This is a genomic window from Methylobacterium sp. JK268 (genome assembly GCF_054052225.1).
Genome location: NZ_JBSVZN010000007.1, coordinates 57974 through 82038, shown reverse-complemented (window position 1 = coordinate 82038; position 24065 = coordinate 57974). Strand labels below are relative to the sequence as shown.

Genomic DNA, 24065 nt, shown 5'->3' with positions numbered 1-24065 from the left:
GCCTCGGAGTATGGCGGAAGCTGCAAGCACGAACGGCGCCCCGAACGGGGGCCGCCCGAGGAACCGCCAGAGGCCACCCATGAGTTCGACCCGGATGCCGTCGTCGCGGCCGCCCTCCCCGATGTCGCGGTTCTTCAGTGCGACGCCCGCGACCTGCATCGAGGATCTGCGCGTGCTCGCCGAGCGGCGCGTGCCGCGGATGTTCTACGACTACGCCGATTCCGGCTCCTACACGGAGGGGACCTACCGGGCGAACGAGTCGGACTTCGCGTCGATCAAGCTGCGCCAGCGCGTCGCCGTCGACATGACCAACCGGACGCTCGCCAGCACGATGATCGGCCAGCCGGTGAGCATGCCGGTGGCGCTGGCGCCGACCGGCCTCACCGGCATGCAGCACGCGGACGGGGAGATCCTGGCGGCGCGGGCGGCGGCCAAGGCCGGCGTGCCCTTCACCCTCTCAACCATGAGCATCTGCTCGATCGAGGACGTCGCCGAGAACACCGATCGGCCGTTCTGGTTCCAGCTCTACGTGATGCGCGACCGGGACTTCATCAACCGGCTCATCGACCGCGCCAAGGCGGCGGGCTGCTCGGCCCTGGTGCTCACCCTCGACCTCCAGATCCTCGGGCAGCGGCACAAGGACATCAAGAACGGGCTGTCGACCCCGCCCAAGATGACGATCCCCAACATCCTCAATCTCGCGACGAAGCCGCGCTGGTGCCTCGACATGCTGCGCACGCAGCGGCGCACCTTCCGCAACATCGTCGGCCATGCCAACGGGGTGAGCGACCTCTCCTCCCTCTCCTCCTGGACGGCCGAGCAGTTCGACCCGACGCTCAACTGGGACGACGTGAAGCGCATCCAGGACCGCTGGGGCGGCCCGCTGATCCTCAAGGGCATCCTCGACCCGGAGGACGCCGAACTCGCCGCGCGCAGCGGCGCCCAGGCCCTGATCGTGTCCAATCACGGCGGGCGTCAGCTCGACGGGGCGATGTCCTCGATCGCGGCTCTGCCCGCCATCGCCCAGGCCGTGGGCGACCGCATCGAGGTGCTGATGGACGGGGGCATCCGCTCGGGGCAGGACGTCATCAAGGCGCTGGCGCTCGGCGCCAAGGGCGTCTTCATCGGCCGCGCCTTCCTGTACGGGCTCGGGGCCGGGGGCGAGGCGGGCGTCACCCAGTGCCTCGACATCATCCGCAAGGAACTCGACACCACCATGGCGATGTGCGGCCTGCGCGACATCAAGGCGGTGACCGGGGACATCCTGGCGACGCGGCTCGCGCCCGTCCCGGCCTGACCGGCGGGCGGAACGCCGCGGAGCGAAGGCTCCGCGGCGCAGCCGATCACATGTGGTGGCGCATCATCCGGTGACGCATCATGCGCCGGTGCATCATCCGGCGGTGGTGCATCTCCCGGTGCATCATCCGGTGGCGCATCATGCGGCGCTCCATCCGGTCCATCTGCACGTAGGCCGTGGGCGCGGCGCCGAGGGACACCTCGGCGGAGGCGGCCGAGGCCGAGCCCATGCCGAGTCCGAGGCCGCCCAGAACGAGCGCGGCCGCGAGGCCCAGGGTCGTCTTCTTCATCGTCGTCTCTCCTTGGGAGTCCCCGTCCGGCGGGGAACGGCCTCATCGACGGATGGCCGGGAGAGAAAGTTTCGTCCTCCTGCAACGGTTCCTGATAAAAGTTCATTTCTGGCGCGCCGAGCGGCGAAAAAACGACTGCCGCCGCCGGCCCCTTTCGCGCCGCCGGCGCGTTGAGGGAACGGACCGGTCGCGCTGGGGCGGCTCGTCCCTGGGGGATCGTCCGGCGATGGCGCGGGAAGACGGGGTTCGGATCCAGGCCGACGCGGACGGCACCTTCACCCTCTACAGCGACGACCGCGTCATCCTCCGCGGGCTGACCCGCGAGAAAGCCTACCGGCTGGCCTCGCGCCTCGGCGGGCTCGCGATCGCCTATTGATCCTGGCGCGCCTCGCCCGCGGGCCTTGGCGCGATTCTTGAAAAGGCCTCCCGGTCCCGGCCTCGCCGGATCGGAGAAGGGTCGCAGATGCAGGTTGTTCTCTTGGCGCTCGTCCTCGTCACCGTTGTGGTCGCCCTCGGAGTTCTCACCCGGCACGGTGACTCGGAAGCGGGCCGCGCCGCGCCGTGCGCGACCGAGGGATGACGGCGCACGCCGCCCAGACCCCCGGGACGGGCGTGCGCCGCCGGGCCTACTTGTCCAGATCTTCGGCCATCTTGAGGTGCTGCGCGAGGTCCGGCTCGGTCTTGCCCGCCCAGGCCTTCAGATCCTCGGTGTCGCCGCCCTTGGCGTAGCGCTGGAACAGGTCGACCGCGTCCTTGTGCGCCTTCACCTGATCGCTGTGATACTGCTTCGTGAAGTCAGCCCCGTTCAGGCTCTTGAGCTTGTCGAGCTTGCTCTGATGCGTGGAATCGAGCGCGGTCGGGATCTCGGCCTTGACTTTGCCGGACTGCACCATCGTCTTGAGATCGCTGCTCGTCTTCTGGTGATCCGCGATCATCTTGGTGGCGAATTGTTTGGTCTGGTCGTCGGAGCGCTCGGCGGCGAGCTGGCTCGACTGGATCTCGAACATGTCGCTGATCGCCGCCTCCTTGACGAAATCCGCCGTCGAGGGCGCGGCGCCGACCAGGCTGTTGAGGCCGCTCTTCTCGCTCAGGGACTGGGCGAGGACGGGTGTGGCAAGCAGGAAACCCGCCAGGACGAGGATGGGACGTTGCATCGTGGACTCTCCCTCGGTGCGCCGGCCCGTCGCCCCGCCACGGCGATCGCCCGGCGATAGCGCCGGGCCGGGCGCGTGCGCCGGAGCAACAGGTCGCGGTCGGAAGGGGTTCCGGACGCCCTCCCTGGGCGGTCGCCCGATCCTTCCCGGTATCGTTGCCCGGCGCTCGCCCCCTAGGATCGCCAGACGCGCCCACCGCGAGGAGCCGCAACGCCATGATCCGGTCCCGTCCGCCCACCCCCGCCTTCCGGTGCGTTGCGCACGTGGCGCCCCTGCTCCTCGCTCTCCTCGGGAGCGGGGCGGCGCTGGCCGACGAGTGCGACGCGCTGGCGGGGCGGATCGCGGCGGCGACGGGGTCGCGGATCGCGCGCCGGGAGGGGCCGGGCGTCGAGTTCCGGGGGCCGGGCGGGCTGTCCCTCGACGTCACCTGCCGGGCCGACCCGATCGTGGCGGCGCGCTCCTCCGAGCGGAGCCCCTCACCCGCCTATTTCGACGCCATCGCCCGGGCCGCGTCGCTCGCCACCGGCGAGAGCGCCGAGCGGCTGAACGCCGCCTTCCGCACCGCCTACGGCGAGGCCCAGGGGCGGCCGAACGGCGGCGTCGTGCGCGAGGGCGGCTGGCAGGCGAGCTGCTACGTCGATCCCCGCGGCAGCGTCCGCACCCTCTGCTCGGCGGGGCGCATCCCGCGGGACTAGTGGCTGTGATGGCCCGTCGACGGGTGTTGCGTCGCGTCGGCGGCGTCCAGTCCGCCGGGAGGCCAGCCGAGGCAAGGCTGGCCGACGTTGCGGGTGGCGTCGCTCACGCAACCCCGGGCGGCACAACGCCTGTCGACGGGCCGTAGCAGCCTCAGGACGCGCCGGCCCCGTTCAGGGCGCCCGCCCCCTTCCCGCCGGGATCGCCCGCCGCCGAGGCCCTTGCCCGCAGCCAGGCACGCTCCGGCCAGCAGAGGACGAGCACGATGGGGAACGCCAGCAGCGACGTGCCCGACAGGAGGATGGAGGCCGGATCCCCTGCCCGCAGCCCGGGAAGGCCGTAGACGCCGAACATCAGCGTGGTCGCCAGGATATGGGTGAGCGCGCGGGCCGGACCGCCGAGAGCGAGCCGCCCGAAGAGGCGCGGCACCTGGGTCCGGTAGAGATCCGCGATCGCCACGACGACGGCGGGACAGAGCGGCGCGTAGATCCACCAGGGCGACAGGCCGAGGCCGCGGCACAGATGCGCGATGTCGCCGCTCGCCGCGAAGGTCCTGATCGGGACGTAGTCGTAGACATTGGCGAGGTTCATGAACAGGAACCAGAACAGGAGCAGGACCGCCGGCCACGACCGGCCCCCGTGCCACAGCAGGGCGGCCCGGCTGGCGGCGTAGAGACCGCCATTGACGAGGAGCGGGCCGGCCGCCGCGACGAGGGCGGCCGCGCCGCCGCGCCCGGACTGCCAGGCCCGCCCGTAATCGACGTTCTCGCCGATCTGGTGGAGCGTCAGCGCGTTGAGCACTGTCGCCGCGCCCCAGCGCAGGGTCAGGGGATCCTCCTTCAGGCCGAGGAGCCACGCCGTGAAGGAATGACCGAACTCGTGCGCCAGCACCGCGGCGTGATGCGCGATCACCAGCATCGGCAACGTGGCGAGAACCACCCACCGCGACCGCGGTCCCGCGTCCATGGCGCACCCCGAGGGTCTTCACCGCCCGCCCGCGCGAGCGGGGCGTCCTTCCCTTACGCGAGTCGCGCGCGGAGGAAAGCGGATCGGCGCCGAAGGGGAGATCGCCACGGTCCGGAACGGCACCGATCGAGGCTCTTTCCGGACGCGCGCCGGCTCCTACCTGAGGTCGCCTCAACAGGAGACTGCAACCATGGCGACCAAAGCCCGCCGGCGTCCGTCCTGGAAGAAGCGGAAGACCAAGAAGCCCGGGGCGGCGCCGAGACCCGCACCGCGCCCGGCCGGCTGAGCCGGAACCGGGAGTTCACCCCGATCACCTGCTCGGAGATCCGCCAGAGATGCGCGGCAGCCCGCCGGTCGAGGGCCTGAGCGGCGATCCCATCAGGCTTCTCCCGGGGCGAGCGCTTCGACGAGATCTCCGGCCGTGACCATGACCGTATCGCCCGCGTGATGCAGGGCGGCGAGCGCGTGCGCGGACGCTTCGGCGTTGCCGGCGCCACACGCATCCGTGGCCAAGACCGGCACGAGGCCGAGATCGGCGGCATGGCGAAGGGTCGGGTCGATCCCGATCTCGGTGGCGATGCCGCACACGATGAGCGTGGACAAACCGCAGTCGCGCAGGGCCGTGGCGAGCGGCGTGCCCACGAACGCGGACATCGCGTACTTGTCGAGGACGAGATCGTCCGGCGACGGCGACAGTTCGGGCACGATCGAGGCCGCCATGGCTTCGCGGCCGAAGGGCACCGTGAGAAGACCGGGGTCAGGTTGCCTCTGCCAGGTCATCGCGGTGCGGGTTCCGGTCGCCCCGAGCCAAGCCAGCGGCAACGAGAGGTGGCGCGTGTACACGACGCGCAGGCCCCGTGCGCGCGCCGCGGCAAGGAGATTCGCGACCTGCGCCACGATGCGTCCCCCATCGGGCAGCTGTCGACAGATGCCGACCTGCATATCATAGACCAGGAGTGCGGCCCGCAGCGGATCGACGAGTTCCGCGAGAGTCTGAGGGAGTGTCAGACCTGAAGAGGTTGTGCGCATGGTTCCGCCCGGGCTCTCGTTTGCGAGACGCGGCCGCCGTTTCGCGCCGCGCACCGCTGCGATACGGTGTGGGCGGATGGCGATTCAACGCACCGGATGGTTCGTCAGCGACGCGGGATGGTCAGGCCACGATGAAGCGGTTGAAGGCGCGGTACGGCTGCCCGGTCGAGTTGTCGCTCGCGATCCTCGGCGGCAAGTGGAAGGTCGTCATCCTGGCGCTGCTGAAGGATGGCCCGCTGCGCTACGGCGAGTTGCGGGCGCTGGTCCCCGGATTGTCCGACAAGATGCTCTCGGAAAGGTTGCGTGACCTGCATGCTGTCGGACTGGTCGCCGTTGCGTCAGCGGAGGAGGAGCGGCGCGCCTATGCGCTGACGGCCCGGGGGGAGAGCTTGCGCCCGGTGCTTCAGGCCCTCTACGACTGGGGAACCGATGCGGCCGCGATCGACGGGATCGCGATCGAGCGGGCGCCCTGACCGCCTCTGCCTCGTCTCGCCGCCGTCCGGCCGGACTGTTGCCGAATCCAGGGGCCAGAGAGCCCGTCCGTTCCGAATCCCGGCGACGCGCTGATCCCGTTGGTTCGGCGAACAGGAGGCAACCCGGACGGCGATCGAGGCCCGTCGACGTCCGTCCTGGACGACGATGACGAACAACGCGCCGGGAGCGGAGCCGAAGCCCGCCCCGCGCCCGGCGGGGTGAGCCCGGCTCAGACCCGGTAGGTCACCCCGGTCAGCTGCTCGGAGACCTGCCAGAGGCGCGCGGCGGCCCCCCGGTCGAGGGCCTGGGCAGCGATCCGCGCGGGGGCCGGGTGGCCGCGCGCCTCGAGGATGCCGTCCGGCCCGTAATAGCGGCCCCCCTCCGCCTCCGGGGCGGTCGCCGCGTAGAGGAGCGGCCACGCCCCCGCCGGCGCGCCCTGCCCGATGACCGCGAAGATCGCCCGGCCGGCCCCCTGCTGGATCGGCCCGGCCCGGTCGCCGCGACGGAAGATGTCGGTGCGGGCGATTCCCGGATGGACCGGGATCGACCGGGCCGCCGCGCCGGCCTCGCGCAGGCGGCGGTCGAACTCGAGCCCGAACATCAGCATGGCGAGCTTGGACTGACGGTAGGCGTCCTGCGGGCCGTAGCCCTGCCGACGCTGCAGGTCGTCGAAATGGATCCGGGCGGAGCGGTGGGCGAGACTCGCCACCGGCACGATCCGGGCGGCGGGCGCGGCCCCGAGGGAGGGCAGCAGCAGCCCCGCCAGGGCGAAGTGGCCGAGGTAATTGGTGGCGAGCTGGCGCTCGAACCCGTCCGGGGTCTCCTCGCGGCGCGGCACCGCCGCGATCCCGGCATTGAGGAGCAGCACGTCGATGGCGGTCCCCTGGGGCCATCGCGCCGCGAAGGCCCGCACCGAGTCGAGGCGCCCGGTGTCGAGGGCTTCGAAGGCGAGATCGGCCCCCGGGACCTCCCGGTGGATCGACGCCATGGCGCGCTGCGCCTTCGCCGCGTCGCGGGCGGCGAGCACCACCCGGGCGCCCGCCCGCGCGAGCGCCAGGGCGGCCTCGTAGCCGATCCCGCTCGTGGCCCCCGTCACGATCGCGAGCCGGCCGGCCTGGGGCGGCATGGCGGCGGGGGTCCAGGAGTGCTGCGGCATGGGCGGTCAATCCGCCGCGCGGTCGGACGTTCCCGGGGGACGATCGGGCCGGTCGCGCGTTCGACTCGGCGATTCAAGCGCGAGGCCGCCGTGACGGACGCACCCGACGACCATCTCGACCACTACGCCCTGGGATTCTACGCGCCGGGCAAGGGTCTGCGCCGCGAGGATTGTCCCTACGCGGCCGGCACGCGGGCGAGCGTCCTCTGGATGTCCGGATACGACGCGGCCGTCTCCGGCCGGGCGCCGGAGCCGAGCCCGGCGGACGGCCCGGCGGAGCCGCCGGGCCGCGGGTGACGGCGGCGCGCCGTCAGCCCCGGCGCCGGCCCTTGCTCATGGCCTGCCGGCAGGCGGGGCTGAGGCTGCGGCTGTGCTGGCGCAGGCAGGCCGCGACGCGCTGCGCGTCGGAGCCGGCGGAGGCGCACAGGCGCTGGGCGTCCGGGGTGCAGGCCTGCTGCCCGTCGACGGCGAAACTCTCGCCCGGGGCGAGACATGTCAGAAGCACGAAACAGGCGAAAGCGGCCACTCGTCTCACAGAGACTCTCCCTGTCTTTGCCGAAAGACCGGCTCGGCAAGGATACGCGGTATGTACGACAAATCCAGACGCGATGTCGGGCAATTCAGCAGAAATCCCGGGGCGGCGGCGCCCCCGCTGCGGCGCGCCCTCCGGCCACCGTCGAACCCCGCCGCACCCCGCGGCAGAGCCGCTCCACGCGCAGCCATGACGAGGCCGCCGTCCCGCCCCATCCGGGCCGCCCGCCGGCCGGGTGGTCGTTCACGATATCATAGGAAGTCTCAAATTACCTTTGGGGATGAGAAATAATAAGCGCGCTAAAAGGAATATGTTACTATGTTGATGACCATCAAGGCCCGTCTGATCTGCGTCCTGACGGCGACGGCCGCGATGGTCGCGGCGGCTTCCGTCGTCGGGCTCCTGTCCCTGCACGCGAGCAGCGAGAGCATCCGCTCCCTCCACGACGACCGCGTGGTCCGCCTGCAGCAGTTCATCGCGATCCGCGACCTGAACGACAGGATGCGCGAGGCCTCGCGCGGAGTGCGCGACCGAACCCTCGAACCGGGTGAGGCGGCCCGCGCGATCGCGGCGAGCCTGACCGGCATCCGCCAGATCTGGGCGGAATGCCGGGCCGTCGACCTTCCGCCGGACGAGACGGCGCTCGCGGACGAGATGGACCGGCGCCTCCGCGCCCAGGAGACCGCCTCCGCCGAGATCCAGGCGCGCCTGCGGGAGGGACGGCTGGACGGGTACGTGGAAGTGCACAACCGCCTCTTCGAGGCGCTGAAGCGATCCTCCGACCACCTCAACGCGCTGGCCGACGTCCAGCTGAAGGAGACGCGGGAGGAGCTGGCGCGGGCGCAGCGGGCCGCCGCCCTGTCGCGGCTCGCCCTCCTCGGCTGCCTGATCCTCGCGGGCAGCGTCATCGCGTACGGGATCGCCACGGTCGTGCGCGGCGTCGTGCGTCCGCTCGCCGCCCTGGCGGACACGATGAGCGGGCTGGCGGCCGGGGATCTCGACCGGGCGGTCGCGGAGCTCGGGCGCCGCGACGAGGTCGGGGCGATGGCGCGGGCCGTCGAGGTCTTCAAGGAGGCCCTGATCGCCAAGCGTGCGGCCGAGGCCGCGCGGGAGGTGGAGACCGGGGCCAAGATGCGGCGGGCCGAGGCGCTGGCCGGCGCGACCCGCCTCTTCGAGGACCGCGTGGCCGGCCTCTCCCGGGCCATGTCCTCGGCCGCGGGCGAGATGGAGGCGGCGGCCGGCGCCCTGAGCGCGGGCGCCGTCCACGCGAGCGGCGAGGCCACCGGCATCAGCGTGGCGGCCGGGGAGACCGCGGCCAATGTCGAGACCGTCGCGGCGGCCAGCGAGGAGATGGCGGCCGCGATCGGCGAGATCGCCGCCCAGGCGGCGCGGGCCTGCGAGATCGCCGAGAGGGCGGCCGCGGACGCGGCCTCGACGGAGCGCAGCGTCCGGGACCTGTCCACGGGGGCCGAGCGGATCGGCGAGATCGTGGACCTGATCCGCGGCATCGCCGGGCAGACGAACCTGCTGGCGCTCAACGCGACCATCGAGGCCGCCCGGGCCGGCGAGGCGGGCCGCGGCTTCGCGGTGGTCGCCGCCGAGGTCAAGGATCTCGCCGCGCAGACCGCGCAAGCCACCGGAACCATCGCGGACCAAGTCGCCGGCATCCAGGGCGAGACCCGGACGGCCGTGGCGGCGATCACCACGATCGCCGCCACGGCGGCGGAGATGCGTCGGATCGCCGTCGGCGTCGCCGCGGCGATGGAGCAGCAGGGGGCGGCCACGCAGGAGATCGTGCGGACCGTGGCACAGGCGGCGCAGGGCACACAGCGGGTGAGCCAGGGAGTGACGATGCTCAAGGAGGACGCGGACGGGACCGGGACCGCCTCCGCGCAGGTGCTCGCGGCCGCGGGCGACCTCGCGCGGCAATCCGTCGAGCTCGACGCGGGCGTCGCCGCCTTCCTGCGCACCGTGCAGGCCGCCTGATCGCGATGCGGGCCGCGCGGGCGCCCGGATCCCGCCGCCCGCATTCGGGACCGTCCGGGGGCAGGCCGGTTCCCGGCGCGGGGAGCGTCGGGTTCCCGGAAAGCACGGGTCGCGGGGAACGGGCGTCGCTCCCGCGCTTTGCGGACCGGAGGAGAGACCCGGCATGGAAGCGAAGCTCGTCGGCGTGATCAGGGAGGCGGCGACCGCGGCGCGGCAGCACGCCCGCGCGCATCCCGGGCTGCTCGCCCCGGACGACCTGCCCTGGGCGGTGATCCGGGCCTTCGACGACGGCGTGCGCGGCCGCGTCGAGCGCGACCCGCGGATCGAGGATGCCCGCGACCGGGTGCTGATCACCGCGGTCGATTTCGCGCAGACCCCGCCCGAGACGGAGCCGGAGCGGGTCGATCCGGCCCGCGACCGGCTGCTCGACGCGATCGACGACCTGGAGCGCACGGTGCTGCGGCGGGGGATCGTCAACCGGCAGGCCGCCGCGCTCGGCTACGGCGAGGCCGGGCAGCGGCTCGACGGGGGATGAGGGCGCCGGATCGGCGGGCCGCGCGTTATGCTGGCTCCCTGACGAATGGGACGACCATGGCGACGGGACTGATCGCGCTCCTCGACGACATCGCGGGCCTCGCCAAGCTGGCGGCCGCCTCCCTGGACGATGCCGCCTCGCAGGCCGCGCGGGCTGGCGCGAAGGCGGTCGGCGTCGTGGTGGACGACACCGCGGTGACGCCCCGCTACGTGGCCGGGATCGCCCCCTCGCGGGAACTGCCGATCATCGGGCGGATCGCGGTCGGCTCGCTGCGCAACAAGCTCCTCTTCCTCCTGCCCGGCGCGCTGGCGCTCAGCGCCTTCGCGCCCTTCCTGCTGGGACCGCTCCTGATGCTGGGCGGCGCCTATCTGTGCTTCGAGGGCGCCGAGAAGGTGATGGAGGTCTTTCTCTCGCACGAGGGCGAGGAGGCGGAGGCGCCCGCCCCGCGGGACGCCCGGGCGCTCGAGGATTCGAAGGTGCGCAGCGCCGTGAAGACCGACTTCATCCTGTCGGCCGAGATCATGGCCATCACCCTGGCGAGCGTCGCGGAATCCGGCCTCTGGATCCAGGTCTTCGTCCTCGCCGCGGTCGGCGTCGGAATCACGGCCCTGGTCTACGGGGTGGTGGCGCTGATCGTGAAGGCGGACGATGTCGGCCTCGCCCTCGCCCGCACGGAGCGCCCGGCCTCGACGCTCCTCGGCCTGCGCGAGGCCGCGGGGGATCCCACGGCGGCGGACCGGCGGCTGCGCCCCGCCACCCGCGCCCTCGGGTGCGGGCTGGTGCGCGGGATGCCGGCGCTGCTGCGGGCGCTCGCGGTGATCGGCACGGCGGCGATGATCTGGGTCGGGGGCGGGATCCTGGTGCACGGCCTCGAAGGCTTCGGCCTCACCGCCCTGGGGCACGGCATCGCGCAGGCGGCCGCGGCGGCGGGCGATGCGGTTCCGGTCGGGGACGCGGCGGTGGAGTGGGTGGTCACGGCGGCTTTGTCGGGCGTCGTCGGGCTCCTGGTCGGGGCGCTCCTGATCCCGGTCGCCCGCCACGTGGTCACGCCGGCCCTCGGCGCCCTGCGGGCCTGACCCTTCGGGTCACGCGCCCCGCCCCTCCGTCTCCCGGGCGAGCCCGTCCACCACCGCGGCGAGGGACGCGGCCTCGGTCGCTCCCGCGGCGAGGGCGGACTCGTAGGCCGCGACCTGCCTCTCGGCGCTCGTTCCCTCGGCGAGGATCCGCCGCGGCCCCGCGATCGCCTCCGGGCAGTCGAGCGCCGCCGCGTCCTCGGCCACGAGGGCGAGCAGTGCCTCCAGCGCCTCCGCGAACGGCACCGCGGCCTCCCTCGCCTCGTCGATCAGCGTCGCCCGGATCCCGTCGGCCTGCGCCCGCCACAGGTTCTCGCGGGCGAGCGCCCGGGTGACGCCGTCGAGACCGGCATTCAGTGCGGGAAGGCGCTCCGCGGCCCGCACGAGGCAGCGGTAGAGCGCCGCCACGGCGAGGGAATCCTCCAGCCGCGTGCAGCTGTCGGCCACCCGCAGCTCCAGGGTCGGGTAGCGGATCGAGGGGCGCAGGTGCCACCACAGGAAGCTCGCATCGGCGATCGCCCCGGCCCGCGTCATCACCCGCACGTAGCGGGCGAAGGAGTCCGGCCCCTCGAACAGGTCCGGCAACCCGGTGCGGGGCAGCTCCCCGAACACGCCGAGCCGGTAGCCCGCGAGGCCGGTCGGGCGCCCCTGCCAGAAGGGCGAGGAGACCGAGAGGCCGAGGAGCACCGGCAGGAAGGGCGTGAGCCGGGCCATCAGGGCGACGCGCCCGGCGGGATCCGCCACTTCCACGTGCACGTGGAGCCCGCTCACGACGCTGCGCCGCCCGACCATGCGCACGGCGTCGAGGATGCCGGCGTAGCGCGCGCCGTCGGTGGGCCGCTGGTCGTCCCAGGCGGCGCTCGGATGCGTGCCGGCGGCGAAGACCAGCAGGCCGTGCACGCGCCCGATCTCGGCGAGGCCGCGACGCAGGCCGCCGAGCGAGGTACGGGCCGCCGCGACCGCCGTGGCGGGCGGCGAGGCGATCTCGACCTGGCTCTCCAGCAGCTCGCGCTCGGCCGCCGGCAGGAGCGCGCGGGCAGCGGCGTGGAAGCCGGCGACGCCGGCGCGGGGGGTGCCGCGGGTCCCGGCATCGGCGAGGAAGAACTCCTCCTCGATCCCGAACGGATAGGGGTGGTGGCGCATCGCAGCCGATCCTCCAGAGGGGGCGGTCAATGCGTCAGGGAGGCGGCGATGAGGAGGCCGAGGGCGATCGCCGCGACGCCCGCGAGCGCGATCGCCCGATCCGCCGGCACCTCGCGCGGCGAGGCGGGCTCCGGCCGCGCGGGCGGGCGCGGGGCGGCGCCTGGACCGGTGCCCCCCTCCGCCGCCGCGCCCGGAGCGCCGCCGCCCGGGTCGTGGGTCGGCAGCACGAGGCCGGGTGGCGGCGCGGCGCCCAGGCCGCGGCCCGGTCCCAGGAGATCCTCCTCCAGCTCCACCGGGATGCCGGCCTCCTCCAGTTCGATCAGCACGAGTGCGATCGTGTCGGGGCTCATGCCGGAGATCGGGAGTTCGCCGCGAAGGTCGGCGGTGGTGAGCTGGCCCTGCGCCCGGCCCCGGGCGATCAGCCGGTCGAGGGTGGCGCGATCGATGGCGGGCTGCATGGCGGGTCTCCCGGACGAGGCCGGCCTGTCCGCGCGGGCGCCCCCCGAAGTGCGGGGCGCCCCGGGAGCCGCCCGCAGGGCGGCGCGGAGCAACAACGTCGCGGAACGCGCGGCGTTGCGTGCGGGCCGAGCCCCCCGCCCCGGCCGGCCTTGCTGATGCCCAGGTCTCGGCGCACCACGTCTCGGCGCAGGGAGCGGTGGCGGTTGCGATCACCGTCGCGTCCGCGCAGGATCCGCCGCCGCGAGGGGGTTGATGCCGGCCCGCGGGATGCCGACGTGGGGACAAGCGCCGCCACCCGACAGGCGCGGAGGACGGCCCGAGTCATGACCGCGCAGACCACCCTTCCGCTGGATTGGCCGCCCATGGCGCGCCTCGTCCCGCCCGAGGCTCCGCTCTCGCCGCTGCGCTTCCTCCGGACCGTCGTCCGCAACCCGGTCGAGACCTGGCCGCAAGCGGTCTACCGCGACCGGATCTACCGCTCGACCTTCCTCGGCCGCGAGACCCTGTTCGTGATGGACCCGGCCTTCGTGCGCACGGTCCTGGTCGACAAGGCGGAGTCCTTCGAGAAGTCGGAGGTGCTCCGCCGCTCCCTCTCGCCCGCGCTCGGCGACGCGATTCTCACGGCGGACGGGGCCCGCTGGCGCTGGCAGCGGCGGGCCGCCGCGCCGATCTTCCGCAACGAGCGCATCGTCAAGTTCCTGCCCGCCATGATCGCGGCGGCGGAGGAGACCCGCGACGCCCTGCTCGCCCGGCCGGCGGGACAGGAGGCCGACCTCGCGCACGAGATGATGCGCACCACCTTCGCGATCATCGTCTCCACGATGCTCTCGGGGCACGGTGCGATCGACGTGGGGCGCGTGGAGACCGGCATCACGGATTTCCTCGAATCGACCAGCTGGGTCTTCGCCATGACCCTGCTGCGGGCGCCCGAATGGATGCCCTATCCGGGCCGCCGCCGCTCGGACCGGGCGCGCTCCTACCTGCGGGACGAACTGCTGCGGCTGGTCGCCGAGGGCCGCCGAGGCGGCGTCGAGGGCCGCAACGACCTCCTGAGCCTGCTGGTGGCCGCCCGCGACCCGGAGACCGGCCAGGCGATGGACGACCGCGACGTGGCGGACAATCTCCTCACCTTCGTCACCGCCGGGCACGAGACCACCGCGCTCGCCCTCGCCTGGACCCTGTACCTGCTGGCGCTCCACCCGGAGGCGGAGGCGCGCGTCGTGGCTGAGATCGAGGCGGTGACGGGCGGCGGCCCCCTGGCGCCGGAGCACGTCGAAGCCCTCGCCTACACGCGGCAGACCGTCCAGGAATCGATGCGTCTCTACCCGCCGGCCCCCATCGTGGTGCGGGCCGCCCTCGAGGACGTGGAGGTCGGCGGCCAGCGGGTCGCGCGGGGGACGCCGATCTCGGTGCCGATCTACGCCATCCACCGGCACGCCCTGCTCTGGGACGAGCCCGACCGCTTCGATCCCGACCGGTTCGCCCCGGAGGCCGTGCGGGCCCGCGACCGCTACGCCTACCTGCCCTTCGGCGCCGGGCCGCGCATCTGCATCGGCATGAGCTTCGCGCTGATGGAGGCGGTGGCGATCCTGGCGGTGCTGATCCGCGCGCTGCGCTTCGACTTGCGGCCCGGCTTCGTGCCGACGCTCAAGCAGCGCATCACCCTGCGGCCCGCCGAGGGGATGCCGATGCGCGTCGCCGCGCGAGCGGGGTGATACAGTCCGCGCTCGATCTCAGTGGTCACCGGCTCGGTTCATCGCCGGCTTTTACCTCCCCGCGGAAGGACGAGTGTTCGGCTTCGTGATGAACGCGTAGAATCCTCCATGTTCGCCCTCCAACCCTGGTCCGGAATTCGCTGTTCCGGCTGGTTTAGGATCTGTGCTGAGATCGATCAGGTTGACCGCCCGGCGGGCCTATACGGGTCGCGAGTGGACGGCTAGTATTCGGCACAAAGTCGAAGAAGCGCGCCGTCGAGCACATGAATGGGGAGACCGCCTGGAGTGATCCCGCTCGGTCGCGATCTGCCTGCATCTGGTCTCCGACGCAGGGTCGCAGAGGAGCGGGATGGCGTCGGCAGCGACGACTCGGCAGGGAGGGATGCGTGACGCACACGAGCGTTGAAGAGCGCAGACTGTCACGGCGAGCGGTGTTGAGCGCAGCGGGGCTGCTGGCGGCGAGTCCGGCGGTGGCGGAGACATGTGGGGTCGGGCCGCCTGTGCACGCCAAGGGGCCTCTGGTCTGGATGAATATGGATCAGGTGGATCTCGACGCCGCGTACGATCAAGTGGCCTACGCGCCGATGCAGGCCCAGATCCAAGCTCGCTTCACCTCGTCTACGGAGATCACACGTCAGCGATTGGGAGAGCCGAAGCGGGTTTCCTATGGCCCAACTGCAGTTGAGATGCTCGATATTTATCCAGCCAGGATACCGAATGCACCGGTGTTCGTATTCATACATGGTGGACGATGGTTAAGAACGTCAGCAAAAGACTACGGTTTTCCCGCTGATCTCTTCGTTAATGCAGGTGTGACCTATGTCGTGCCGGATTTCATCCAGGCCGATGCGGCAGGAGGCGATCTGAGGCCGATGGCGGAGCAGGTGCGTCGGGCCGTGGCCTGGGCGTGGACGAACGCGGCGCGTTTCGGCGGCGACCCGTCGCGGTTCTACGTGGGTGGGCATTCTTCGGGCGCGCACTTGGCTGGCACCGTGATGGTGACGGATTGGCAGGCTCTCGGCCTCCCGGAGGTGCCGATCAAGGGCGGCCTGCTGATGAGCGGAATCTACGACCTGAAACCGGTCCGCCTTTCGGCCCGCAACACCTATGTGAGGTTCGACGACGATATTGAAGCGTCGCTCAGTCCGATCCGACACCTCGGCGACTTGCGCGCCCCCCTCATCGTTTCGCACGGGACCAGCGAGACGCCGGAGTTCCAGCGCCAAGCACGCGACCTCGTGACGGCCGTGAAGGCGACCGGCAAACCGGCTGAGCTGGTGGTCGGGCCCAACTTCAACCACTTCGAGATGTGCGAGAGCCTCGGTAATCCTTATGGGCCGAACGGCGGAGCGGCCCTGAAGCTGATCGGGCTCGCTTAGGGTCACACCCCATCAGCTTGACCGTGCGAGGGGCCGCCGAGGGTGGGCAGCGGTCACCGGGGTCGAACGGCCTGTCGGCAACGGGAAAACCGGGCAACGATGGTCGGTCATGGTCCCGGGACGATCCGCTTCGGCGACTCGAATTCAAGGCATCTGCTCAACCCACTCCGCACGCGAAGGGCCGGGCTCGAACGGATCCGCGAAATACTGGGTTTCACGAGCTACCTTGCCGTCGCAGAATTCCATGATGCTCACGGTGTAGGACGGCCGACCATCATAGGTCAGAACATATTCGGTGATCCAGAGATCGCCTGTGCCTGTAATCCGACGTACTGTGAAGTGCTTCCGGTTTGGCTGTGCGGTGCGGGAAGCCTGAATGTTTTTCCGCCCGCGAATGCGTTCGCCCGACTGCGGATATTCCAGCACGGCGTCCTCCCGGTAGATCTCATGCTCCTCATCGAAGTTGCCTGCGTCGGACGCGGCCCAATGGTGATCCAGTGCCGCTCGAATTCCTCGACCGTCCATATCGGGCCTCCTTGAGCATCACCGCGGATGTTGGACCGTTGTAGCACGCGCCCCGGGACCGACCTGTCTGGTTTGGGTCGAAAGCTGACTCCCACACGGTCAAGCTGATGAGGTTTGGACCCTAGGCAGGGGCCGCTCTCGACCTTACTCAGACATCCAGCGCCGCCCGCGCAATCTCTGCACTTGATCCGAAGCGGCCCCTCGCACACCGTGTCGGGAGTGTCCGGGTTCGAGGGTTTTCCGGCCAACTCATGTCCCGACACGGTTTCCTGACGCCTACCCTTCCGCCCGTTCTTGCGTCACCCAAATCTGCTTCGTCTCAACCAGAGACGATCCATCAGAACCGCCCCGCAAGGGTCAGGCGCACCGCGGTCGGTTCCACGGGGTGGAAGTGCCGGTCGGCGACTCCCACCGCCTCTCCGGGCAGGCGGGACTCGTAGTCGTAGGTGATCTGGTCGGCCTTGGCGTTCGTCAGGTTGAGCACGTCCAGGGCGAGGCTCACGCCATTGTCAAAGGCATAACCGAACCGGCCGTTGAGCAGCGCCGTCGGCTTCGAGCGCACCGCGTTGTCCTCGATCAGCGGCCGGGGTCCAAAGTACCGGACGCGCAAGCTGCCGAACCAGCCCTGGCCTTCGCCGAAGGTGATGCCCGCCGACGCGATGGTGGTCGGCGCCTCCGGCACGCGCTGGCCGACGGGGTCACGGTCGGCGAAGCGGGCGTTGGTGATCGTCAGGTCGCCTTCCAGCCGCAGCCAGGGCGTGACCGCGTAGTGGTTGCTCCACTCGATGCCGAAGCGGCGGGTCGGCCGGCTCGGCTCGGTGGTGCCTGTGTCGCCTTGAAACAGGTTCTCGGAGGCGAAGTCGAGCCGGAACAGGGCGAGGCTGGTCTCCAACCCGGTGATCGAGCGGTTGCGGATGCCGACCTCGTAGCCGGTCGAGGGCACGAGGAACGGCGAGCGGCTGATGGCGAACAGCGGGCTTGCCGGATCGACCGTCGCGGTGACGCCGCGGGCGTCGTTCGAGTGGAAGCCGCCACCGTAATTCAGGTAGATCTCGGTGTTGGCGAACGGCCCGAACACCGCCCCGAGCTTCGGGTTGACGATGCCGTCCCGGGCCTTGCCCGAGTTCGCGGGCGTGTCGGAGCGGACGTCGGCATCGTAGCCGTCCGCCCGGAAGCCGACGCTGGTGCGCAGCCAGTCGGTCCAGCGCACCCGGTTCTCGTAGTAGAAGGCCGCGCTCGCTTCCAGCACCCGGTCGTCGAGCACCGTCGAGCGGTACTGGCGAGACGTTGTGTTGAACAGGCCGACCCGGATGTCGTCGGTGCGGGTCTGCACGCCGATCTCGTTCTCCATCGCCAGCCCGAACAGGTCGCCCTGGAAGACGCGGCTGATCTCGCCGCCGCCGAGCACCCGCGTGTCGCGCTGGCGGAACTGGTCGCCGTTGACCGGATCGTTGAGGAAATAGGTGAAGTTGTTCCAGAGGTTCATCTGGTAGCGGATCACGTAGGCCGAGGCCCGGGTGATGCCGCTGGCATCCGACTGGCTCCAGCGCCCTGAGAGCGAGAACCGGCCGGTATCGCCGCCATCGGTCGGGTCGAGCGTGCCGTAGCGGCCGATGATGCCCTCCGCCACCGCCCGCTCCGGGATTTGGTTGGTCGCGTTCCACTTCGCCCAATAGGCCATGCCGGTGACGGCGAACCCGTCCGTGGCGGTGCCCTGGCTGTAGCGGGCGACACCGTTGAGCTTGCGCAGGGCGTCCGGCACCGCCCACGGCCCGTCGTAGGTCTGTGCCTCCCCGGCGACGAGCAGGTTGCCCGCGCCGAGCGGTACGGAGGTGGCCGAGAGCCCGCGCTTGAACCCGAAGCTGCCCAGCGTCGTCAGCACGACGTTCCGGTCGAGCGTGTCGAGGTAGTCGATGCGCACCGATCCCGCGGAGGCGAAGTCGCCGTCGCGGACGAAGTACGGTCCCTTGTGGAACTCGACCGCGCCGACGAGTTCCGGAATCAGGAAGTTGAGGTCGGCGTAGCCCTGGCCATGGGCGTGGGTGCGCATGTTGACCGGCATGCCGTCGACGTCGATGGCGATGTCGGTGCCGTGGTCGAGGTTGAAGCCGCGCAGGAAGAACTGGTTGGCTTTGCCCTCGCCGGAATGCTGGGTGACGATCAGACCCGGCACCTCCTCCAGCACTTCGCCCGGGCGGGTGACCGGGCGGCTGTTGATCGCAGCCCCGCTGATGACCCCGGCGCTCGCGGCCTCGACCGGACGCAGGGACCCGCCGATGCCGGTGACGCCGCCGGGGTAGCCGGCGCTGGCGGCGGCGCCCGTGGAGGCAGGCGGTGGCGCGGTCACTTCGATCTCGTCGAGGCGGATCTCGCCGGCGGCTTGCGCCAGGACAGGGACAGGGAAGCTGGCGGCGAGTGCCGCGAGGAACCAGGGACGGGAGACGGGCACGGAACGGCCTCGGGAGACGGCAGTGGCACGTCACCGCGAACGAGGCCGCGCGGACGCGAAGCGTCCGCCTCGACACCCGTCAGGACACCCCGCCCGACGCGTTTCGCGTGTGACCACGGCTGACGGCAGGTCTCCTGGCTCGCGGGTCGCTGCCCTCTCACCGTCTTCCCGGGCGAGGCTGCCCAGTGACATGGTGGCGGAAGGCTCGCCGCTTACAGTTGCGGGGGCAGCCGCGGCCTCGGGCGCACGCCCTCACCGCGTTCCCTTTTGATCCCCAGAGGGAACCGTCGCCGTGACGGTAGGCGGGTCGAGTGAGAGGGGTCAATGTCGGCACTGCGGTTCTAAGGGCGCGTGCCTCGTCCGTGACAGGAGAGTTGCACCCGAGCACCACCGCTCGCTTGGAAGCGCCCGGGTTGGTACGCCACCCTTGCGCCAACGGGCGTGAGTGTCGGAGGCGCATCACCGGCATCGAACGGCCGCTGTCCGATGCTGCGCAGCCAATCCGGTAGGCTCGCTTGAAAGTCCGAACGTTGCGTGATGCTGACGCCCGCGGTCCGCACCGCGAGCGGCTGCCTTCCACCCTCAGCCGTCTTTCGCACGTTCAAGCTGATTGAGGTGCGACCCGAGAGCATGCTCAATCGGGATGGCCGCCGGCCCGCGTGAAGACAATGTGATCACAGCAGAACTTGGAGCGGGTTCGGTGATCCGGTGATCGTCGCAACCGCTCTCGGAGTCCGATTCTGATGCCAAGGACCCGCGCACCATCTCAGCGACGGGTCGGAAGCGACGCGGAAACCTCCATCTCCCGTCCCGCAGCAAGCGCTGCAGGATGGGGGATTTGATACCACGCGATTCTGCCGCTCGCGTCCGGCCGGTCCCGGGGCGTCGCCGCCCCGGCGGGGACGCGGCCTACTGCGCCTCGGCGGTCTGCTCGATGCCCACGACCCCGCGGAAGGCCTTGGAGATCCACGAGGACTTCTCCTCGCGGGGCTCGACGCCGCCGTTCTGCAGGAGCGCGTAGGCGTCCTTGTACCAGGGCGAGTCGGGGAAGTTGTGGCCGAGCACGGCGGCGGCCGTCTGCGCCTCGCCGACGATGCCGAGCGCCATGTAGGCCTCGGCCAGGCGCTCCAGCGCCTCCTCGGCGTGGCGGGTCGTCTGGTACTTGCTCACCACGTCGCGGAAGCGGTTGATCGCGGCCGGAAAGTTGCGGCGCTCCAGGTAGTAGCGCCCGATCGTCATCTCCTTGCCGGCGAGCTGGTCGCGCGTGATCTGGATCTTGGCCTTCGCGTCCGCCACGTATTCCGAGGTCGGGTACTTCTGGACCAGCTCCTGCAGGGCGGCCAGCGCCCGCTCCGAGCGGTCCTGGTCGCGGGTCACGTCCGGGATCTGCTTGTAGTTGGACATCGCCAGGATGTACTGGGCGTAGGCCGCGTCCTTGCTGCCCGGATGCCGCTGCAGGTAGCGCTTGGCCGCGGTGATCGCGTCCTCGTACTTGCCGCCCTCGTAGTTCGAGTAGGCCGTCATCAGCACGGCCTTCCGCGACCAGTCCGAGTAGGCGTATTCCTTGTCGAGGTTATCGAACCGCTTCACCGCCTCGTCGTAGTCGTGGTCCTCGAGCTTGGCGAGGCCCTCGCTGTAGATCTTGTCGGCCGGGCGGCGCTCGATCACCTCCGGCTTGTACTTCTCCGGCCCGAAGGGATTGATCGAATCCAGGGCGTCGCAAGCGGTGAGGCCGGCGCCGCAGGCCGCGAGCAGCGCGGCGCGCAGAACGGCACCTTTCGCACCGCGAAGCGAGGAGGCGAGAGGCATACGGTTCATCCTCAGGCAGGCAGCCCGCACGGGCGCCGGTGTGGTCGGTCAGGCCGTCCGCGGACGCTGCCGTCCGGGCTCGGCGTTAACCTCTGCGTGGCGATTAGGGCGCGAAAACGGCGTGGCGAGGCGCCGGGGACCGGCCGGATCGGCTCTGCACAGGCCCGTCTTGCGGAAGGGGATGGCTGTGGCTTTCGCGCAACGCGCGCGGTGGCCGCGCCGGCGCTCAGAGGTCGGGCGCGTAGGCGGCGACGCCCAGGCCCATGCCGAAATCGGCCAGGACCGGCTCGCGGCGGGCGCCCGCCCCTTCGACCATGGCGTAGTTCGCGCGGTCCGCGAACAGGGCATCGAGGACGGCGACGTTGAGGCCGTGGCCGCCGCAATAGGATTGGTAGGCGCCGAGGATCGGCAGGCCCGCGAGGGCGAGGTCGCCGACCGCGTCGAGGAGCTTGTGGCGCACGAACTCGTCCGGGAACCGCAGGCCTTCCGGGTTCACGACGCCGCCCTCGCCCACCGCAACGGTGTTCTCCAGCGAGGCGCCGAGCGCGAACCCGGCCTTCCAGTAGCGCTCCACGTCCCGCATCATCCCGAAGGTCCGGGCGCGGGCGATCTCGCGGCGATAGGCGGCGGGGGTGAGGTCGAGGGCCTTGCGGCTGCGGCCGATCACCGGGCTCTCGAAGTCGATCTCGACGTCGAGGCGGAAGCCGCGCTCGTAGGGCCGCAATTCGGAGAAGGCCCGGCCCTTCTCGGCCCGGACGGGCTTCAGGACTTTCAGGAAGCGGCGGGGGGCGCCGCAGGAGACGAGGCCCACGGAGTCGATGGCGGCCACGAAGGGGGCGCTCGACCCGTCCAGGATCGGCATCTCCGGCCCGTCGATCTCGACGAGGACGTTGTCGAGCCCGAGCCCCATCAGGGCGGACATCAGGTGCTCGATGGTGGCGACCGCGCCGCTCTGGCGGTCGCCGATCACGGTGCAGAGTTCGGTGGCGGAGACCTGGCTGTGATGGGCCTTGATGAGCCGGTCGACGCCGCTGGGCATGCCGGTCCGGAGAAACTCGATGCCCTCGTGGGCTTCGCGGGGGTGGAGGGTGATGCCGACAGGGTTCCCGGAATGCACGCCGATGCCTGACAGGCTCACGGCGGAGCGAAGGGTCGTCTGCGAACTCGATTTCATTCTTCAGCCCCCGGACGCGGTCCACCGCCGCGTCCCATTCGGGAACACGCTCGAGTGAGACCCATCCGCTGTTCGAAGCCCCTTGGGCGCTGTGACCTACGGTGAGGTCCGCGTCCCTGCTTTGCTGTTGGGACACCTATAGTCGCGCTCGAAAGCGCGGCCAAATCACGGTTTCTTACGCTCTGTAACAACCCGGCGGGTCCGGTTGCAAAACCGATTCGCGTGACGGATCAGAGATTTACGAAACCGCGAAAGCCCCGGGATCGGGGATCCCGGGGTGTGTCCGAAACGCCTCAATGACCGGCCGCGATGGCATCCGCGCGGCGCCTTCGCGGCCTTACCGTGATCGCGCCGCGATCCCGCCCCGGGACGGGTGTCCCGGGGCGGGTGTCCCGGGGCGGGACGGCCGCCCGTCAGTTCGCCTGACGGCGCAGGAAGGCCGGGATCTCCAGCTGGTCGTCGTCCATCATCCGCGGGGCGGGCGCGGCGCGGCCCTGCGGGTCGAGGTTGCCCTGCGCCGGCCGGTAGCCCTGCGGCGCCGGGGCGTAGCCCTGGGGCGCGCGGGGGGCGGGCGGCGCGAGGGGCGCCTGCGGCTGCCGGGCGATCGGCGCCTGCGGCATCATCGGGGCGGGCGCGGGCTGCTGGGCCATGGCGGGGTGATGCGCCGGAGCCTGGGCCGCCGGAGCAGCCTGAGCCTCGTCCTCGCGCCGTCCGCCGAAGCCGACGGTGGCGAGGCGCCGCAGCAGCGAGGTGCGCTTGGCGTCGGGCGCCGCCTGGTGCGCCGGGGGCTCCTCGCCGCGGCTGGCGCGGATCTGGGCCTGGGCCGGCAGCGGCAGGTCCTGCACCCGCGGCATCCGCGGGGCCCGCACCACCGCCGGGGACGGCGGGATGAAGGGCGCGGAGGCGGAGGTCATCGGCGGCTCGGCGACCGGGTGGGGCGCCGGGGGCTCGTAGGCGGGCATGGCGCGCGGCTGGGCCGGGGTGATCTGGACCTCGTCGCGGATCATCGCGGCGCCGAGATCCGCCCGCGGCGCCTCGACCATCGCGGCGGCGTGGGCGGCCGGCATCGGCTCCGGCGCGGGGGCCGGGCGCGCGACCGGCGCCTCGGCCGGGCGGTAGGCGGTCGGCGCGGGGGCCGGGGCCGGGTTGTTGGCGCGGGCGCGGGCCTCGGCGCGCAGGCGCTCCGCGACCTCGGCGATGCGCAGCTCGGTCTGGGCGAGGTCCGGGCCGTTCACCGCGTTGGCGGTGATCAGGGCCGGCTCGATGCCGGTCGCCACCACCGAGACCCGGATGATGCCGTCGAGGCTCTCGTCGAAGGTGGCGCCCAGGATGATGTTGGCGTCCGGATCGACCTCCTCGCGGATGCGGGTCGCGGCCTCGTCGAGTTCGTAGAGGGTGAGGTCGTTGCCGCCGGTGATCGAGATCAGCAGGCCGCGGGCGCCCTTCATCGAGACGTCGTCGAGGAGCGGGTTGGCGATCGCGGCCTCGGCGGCGCGGTTCGCGCGCTTCTCGCCCGACGCCTCGCCGGTGCCCATCATCGCCTTGCCCATGCCGCGCATGATCGCGCGCACGTCCGCGAAGTCGAGGTTGATCAGGCCTTCCTTCACCATCAGGTCGGTGATGCAGGCGACGCCCGAGTAGAGCACCTGGTCGGCCATCGCGAAGGCGTCCGCGAAGGTCGTCTTCTCGTTCGCCACCCGGAACAGGTTCTGGTTGGGGATGACGATGAGCGTGTCGACGGCGGCCTGGAGCTCGTTGATGCCGGCATCGGCGGTGCGCATGCGGCGCACGCCCTCGAACTGGAAGGGCTTGGTCACGACGCCGACCGTCAGGATGCCCATGTCGCGGGCCGCCCGCGCGATCACCGGGGCGGCGCCGGTGCCGGTGCCGCCGCCCATGCCGGCGGTGATGAAGCACATGTGGGCGCCCGAGAGCTGGTCGCGGATCTCGTCGATCACCTCCTCGGCGGCGGCGCGGCCCACATCCGGCTGCGAGCCGGCGCCCAGGCCCTGCGTGACGCCGATGCCCATCTGGATCACGCGCTCGGCCTTCGAGGAGGTCAGCGCCTGCGCGTCCGTGTTGGCGACCACGAACTCGCAGCCGAGCAGGCCCGACTCGATCATGTTGTTGACGGCGTTGCCGCCCGCCCCGCCGATGCCGAAGACCGTGATGCGCGGCTTGAGTTCCCGGATGTCCGGCGCTTGCAGACTGATGGCCATGATGCGCGT

Annotated in this window: 23 protein-coding genes and 1 riboswitch; of the genes, 10 read left to right on the top strand and 13 right to left on the bottom strand. The window is 71.5% G+C overall.

What is annotated here, in order from left to right; genetic code table 11:
* The first annotated feature begins 121 nt into the window (after nucleotides 1-121).
* Nucleotides 122-1297, top strand: coding sequence for an alpha-hydroxy acid oxidase (locus tag ACW9J6_RS09045; RefSeq protein WP_457116294.1), 1176 nt, complete (start codon nucleotides 122-124; stop codon nucleotides 1295-1297).
* A 46-nt stretch (nucleotides 1298-1343) separates the two neighbouring features.
* Here the strand turns inward: ACW9J6_RS09045 and ACW9J6_RS09040 are convergent, their stop codons facing one another.
* A complete protein-coding gene (locus ACW9J6_RS09040; RefSeq protein ID WP_457116129.1) occupies nucleotides 1344-1586 on the bottom strand; it encodes a hypothetical protein in 243 nt (80 codons plus the stop codon).
* Nucleotides 1587-1812: 226 nt separating this feature from the next.
* Here ACW9J6_RS09040 and ACW9J6_RS09035 point away from each other — a divergent pair, with 226 nt between their 5' ends.
* Nucleotides 1813-1962, top strand: coding sequence for a hypothetical protein (locus ACW9J6_RS09035; protein WP_457116128.1), 150 nt, complete (start codon nucleotides 1813-1815; stop codon nucleotides 1960-1962).
* Between the two features lie 250 nt (nucleotides 1963-2212).
* Here ACW9J6_RS09035 and ACW9J6_RS09030 read toward each other — a convergent pair whose 3' ends face one another.
* A complete protein-coding gene (locus tag ACW9J6_RS09030) occupies nucleotides 2213-2740 on the bottom strand; it encodes a DUF4142 domain-containing protein (protein WP_457116127.1) in 528 nt (175 codons plus the stop codon).
* Nucleotides 2741-2955: 215 nt separating this feature from the next.
* Here ACW9J6_RS09030 and ACW9J6_RS09025 point away from each other — a divergent pair, with 215 nt between their 5' ends.
* Nucleotides 2956-3435 (top strand): hypothetical protein, encoded by a 480-nt coding sequence (locus ACW9J6_RS09025; RefSeq protein WP_457116126.1) that lies wholly within the window; start codon nucleotides 2956-2958, stop codon nucleotides 3433-3435.
* Nucleotides 3436-3586: 151 nt separating this feature from the next.
* Here the strand turns inward: ACW9J6_RS09025 and ACW9J6_RS09020 are convergent, their stop codons facing one another.
* Together ACW9J6_RS09020 and ACW9J6_RS09015 are read right to left on the bottom strand one after the other, a co-directional pair.
* The gene (locus ACW9J6_RS09020) at nucleotides 3587-4399 is read right to left on the bottom strand and encodes a hypothetical protein (protein WP_457116125.1); all 813 of its coding nucleotides are present in this window, start codon (nucleotides 4397-4399) and stop codon (nucleotides 3587-3589) included.
* 378 nt (nucleotides 4400-4777) lie between these two features.
* Nucleotides 4778-5428 (bottom strand): isochorismatase family cysteine hydrolase, encoded by a 651-nt coding sequence (locus ACW9J6_RS09015; RefSeq protein ID WP_457116124.1) that lies wholly within the window; start codon nucleotides 5426-5428, stop codon nucleotides 4778-4780.
* A gap of 131 nt (nucleotides 5429-5559) precedes the next feature.
* Between ACW9J6_RS09015 and ACW9J6_RS09010 the strand changes: the two genes are divergently transcribed.
* A complete protein-coding gene (locus ACW9J6_RS09010; RefSeq protein WP_457116123.1) occupies nucleotides 5560-5901 on the top strand; it encodes a winged helix-turn-helix transcriptional regulator in 342 nt (113 codons plus the stop codon).
* Nucleotides 5902-6131: 230 nt separating this feature from the next.
* Here the strand turns inward: ACW9J6_RS09010 and ACW9J6_RS09005 are convergent, their stop codons facing one another.
* On the bottom strand, nucleotides 6132-7058 hold the full coding sequence (locus ACW9J6_RS09005) for an oxidoreductase (protein WP_457116122.1): 927 nt from the start codon (nucleotides 7056-7058) through the stop codon (nucleotides 6132-6134).
* 90 nt (nucleotides 7059-7148) lie between these two features.
* On the opposite strand from ACW9J6_RS09005, the gene ACW9J6_RS09000 reads away from it, so the two are divergent.
* The gene (locus ACW9J6_RS09000; protein WP_457116121.1) at nucleotides 7149-7355 is read left to right on the top strand and encodes a ribosome modulation factor; all 207 of its coding nucleotides are present in this window, start codon (nucleotides 7149-7151) and stop codon (nucleotides 7353-7355) included.
* Nucleotides 7356-7368: 13 nt separating this feature from the next.
* Here ACW9J6_RS09000 and ACW9J6_RS08995 read toward each other — a convergent pair whose 3' ends face one another.
* Nucleotides 7369-7593 (bottom strand): hypothetical protein, encoded by a 225-nt coding sequence (locus ACW9J6_RS08995; RefSeq protein WP_457116120.1) that lies wholly within the window; start codon nucleotides 7591-7593, stop codon nucleotides 7369-7371.
* A 321-nt stretch (nucleotides 7594-7914) separates the two neighbouring features.
* On the opposite strand from ACW9J6_RS08995, the gene ACW9J6_RS08990 reads away from it, so the two are divergent.
* From ACW9J6_RS08990 to ACW9J6_RS08980, 3 genes are all read left to right on the top strand, one after another.
* Nucleotides 7915-9576 carry a methyl-accepting chemotaxis protein gene (locus ACW9J6_RS08990; RefSeq protein ID WP_457116119.1) on the top strand — a complete coding sequence of 554 codons (1662 nt, stop codon included), beginning with the start codon at nucleotides 7915-7917 and terminating at the stop codon, nucleotides 9574-9576.
* 163 nt (nucleotides 9577-9739) lie between these two features.
* Nucleotides 9740-10111 (top strand): hypothetical protein, encoded by a 372-nt coding sequence (locus ACW9J6_RS08985; RefSeq protein ID WP_457116118.1) that lies wholly within the window; start codon nucleotides 9740-9742, stop codon nucleotides 10109-10111.
* 56 nt (nucleotides 10112-10167) lie between these two features.
* Nucleotides 10168-11187 (top strand): DUF808 domain-containing protein, encoded by a 1020-nt coding sequence (locus tag ACW9J6_RS08980; protein WP_457116117.1) that lies wholly within the window; start codon nucleotides 10168-10170, stop codon nucleotides 11185-11187.
* 9 nt (nucleotides 11188-11196) lie between these two features.
* Here the strand turns inward: ACW9J6_RS08980 and ACW9J6_RS08975 are convergent, their stop codons facing one another.
* Entirely contained in the window at nucleotides 11197-12327 is a 1131-nt protein-coding gene (locus ACW9J6_RS08975; RefSeq protein ID WP_457116116.1) for a carboxylate-amine ligase, read from the bottom strand.
* 26 nt (nucleotides 12328-12353) lie between these two features.
* Nucleotides 12354-12785 (bottom strand): RNA polymerase sigma factor region1.1 domain-containing protein, encoded by a 432-nt coding sequence (locus ACW9J6_RS08970; RefSeq protein WP_457116115.1) that lies wholly within the window; start codon nucleotides 12783-12785, stop codon nucleotides 12354-12356.
* A 324-nt stretch (nucleotides 12786-13109) separates the two neighbouring features.
* On the opposite strand from ACW9J6_RS08970, the gene ACW9J6_RS08965 reads away from it, so the two are divergent.
* Together ACW9J6_RS08965 and ACW9J6_RS08960 are read left to right on the top strand one after the other, a co-directional pair.
* Complete coding sequence (locus ACW9J6_RS08965; RefSeq protein ID WP_457116114.1) at nucleotides 13110-14501, top strand: cytochrome P450; 1392 nt, start codon at nucleotides 13110-13112, stop codon at nucleotides 14499-14501.
* Nucleotides 14502-14887: 386 nt separating this feature from the next.
* On the top strand, nucleotides 14888-15880 hold the full coding sequence (locus tag ACW9J6_RS08960; RefSeq protein WP_457116113.1) for an alpha/beta hydrolase: 993 nt from the start codon (nucleotides 14888-14890) through the stop codon (nucleotides 15878-15880).
* Between the two features lie 144 nt (nucleotides 15881-16024).
* On the opposite strand, the gene ACW9J6_RS08955 is transcribed toward ACW9J6_RS08960, so the two are convergent.
* The 5 genes from ACW9J6_RS08955 to ftsZ all read right to left on the bottom strand — a co-directional run bounded on the left by ACW9J6_RS08955 (nucleotide 16025) and on the right by ftsZ (nucleotide 24056).
* Complete coding sequence (locus ACW9J6_RS08955) at nucleotides 16025-16405, bottom strand: nuclear transport factor 2 family protein (protein WP_457116112.1); 381 nt, start codon at nucleotides 16403-16405, stop codon at nucleotides 16025-16027.
* Between the two features lie 337 nt (nucleotides 16406-16742).
* Nucleotides 16743-18773: a TonB-dependent receptor gene (locus ACW9J6_RS08950; RefSeq protein ID WP_457116293.1), complete on the bottom strand. Its 2031-nt coding sequence runs from the start codon at nucleotides 18771-18773 to the stop codon at nucleotides 16743-16745.
* Nucleotides 18774-18961: 188 nt separating this feature from the next.
* A riboswitch (cobalamin riboswitch) is annotated at nucleotides 18962-19157 on the bottom strand.
* A gap of 606 nt (nucleotides 19158-19763) precedes the next feature.
* Entirely contained in the window at nucleotides 19764-20663 is a 900-nt protein-coding gene (locus ACW9J6_RS08945; RefSeq protein ID WP_457116111.1) for an outer membrane protein assembly factor BamD, read from the bottom strand.
* A 226-nt stretch (nucleotides 20664-20889) separates the two neighbouring features.
* A complete protein-coding gene (gene lpxC / locus ACW9J6_RS08940) occupies nucleotides 20890-21837 on the bottom strand; it encodes a UDP-3-O-acyl-N-acetylglucosamine deacetylase (RefSeq protein ID WP_457116110.1) in 948 nt (315 codons plus the stop codon).
* A gap of 413 nt (nucleotides 21838-22250) precedes the next feature.
* Nucleotides 22251-24056 (bottom strand): cell division protein FtsZ, encoded by a 1806-nt coding sequence (ftsZ, locus tag ACW9J6_RS08935; RefSeq protein WP_457116109.1) that lies wholly within the window; start codon nucleotides 24054-24056, stop codon nucleotides 22251-22253.
* Nucleotides 24057-24065 lie beyond the last annotated feature (9 nt).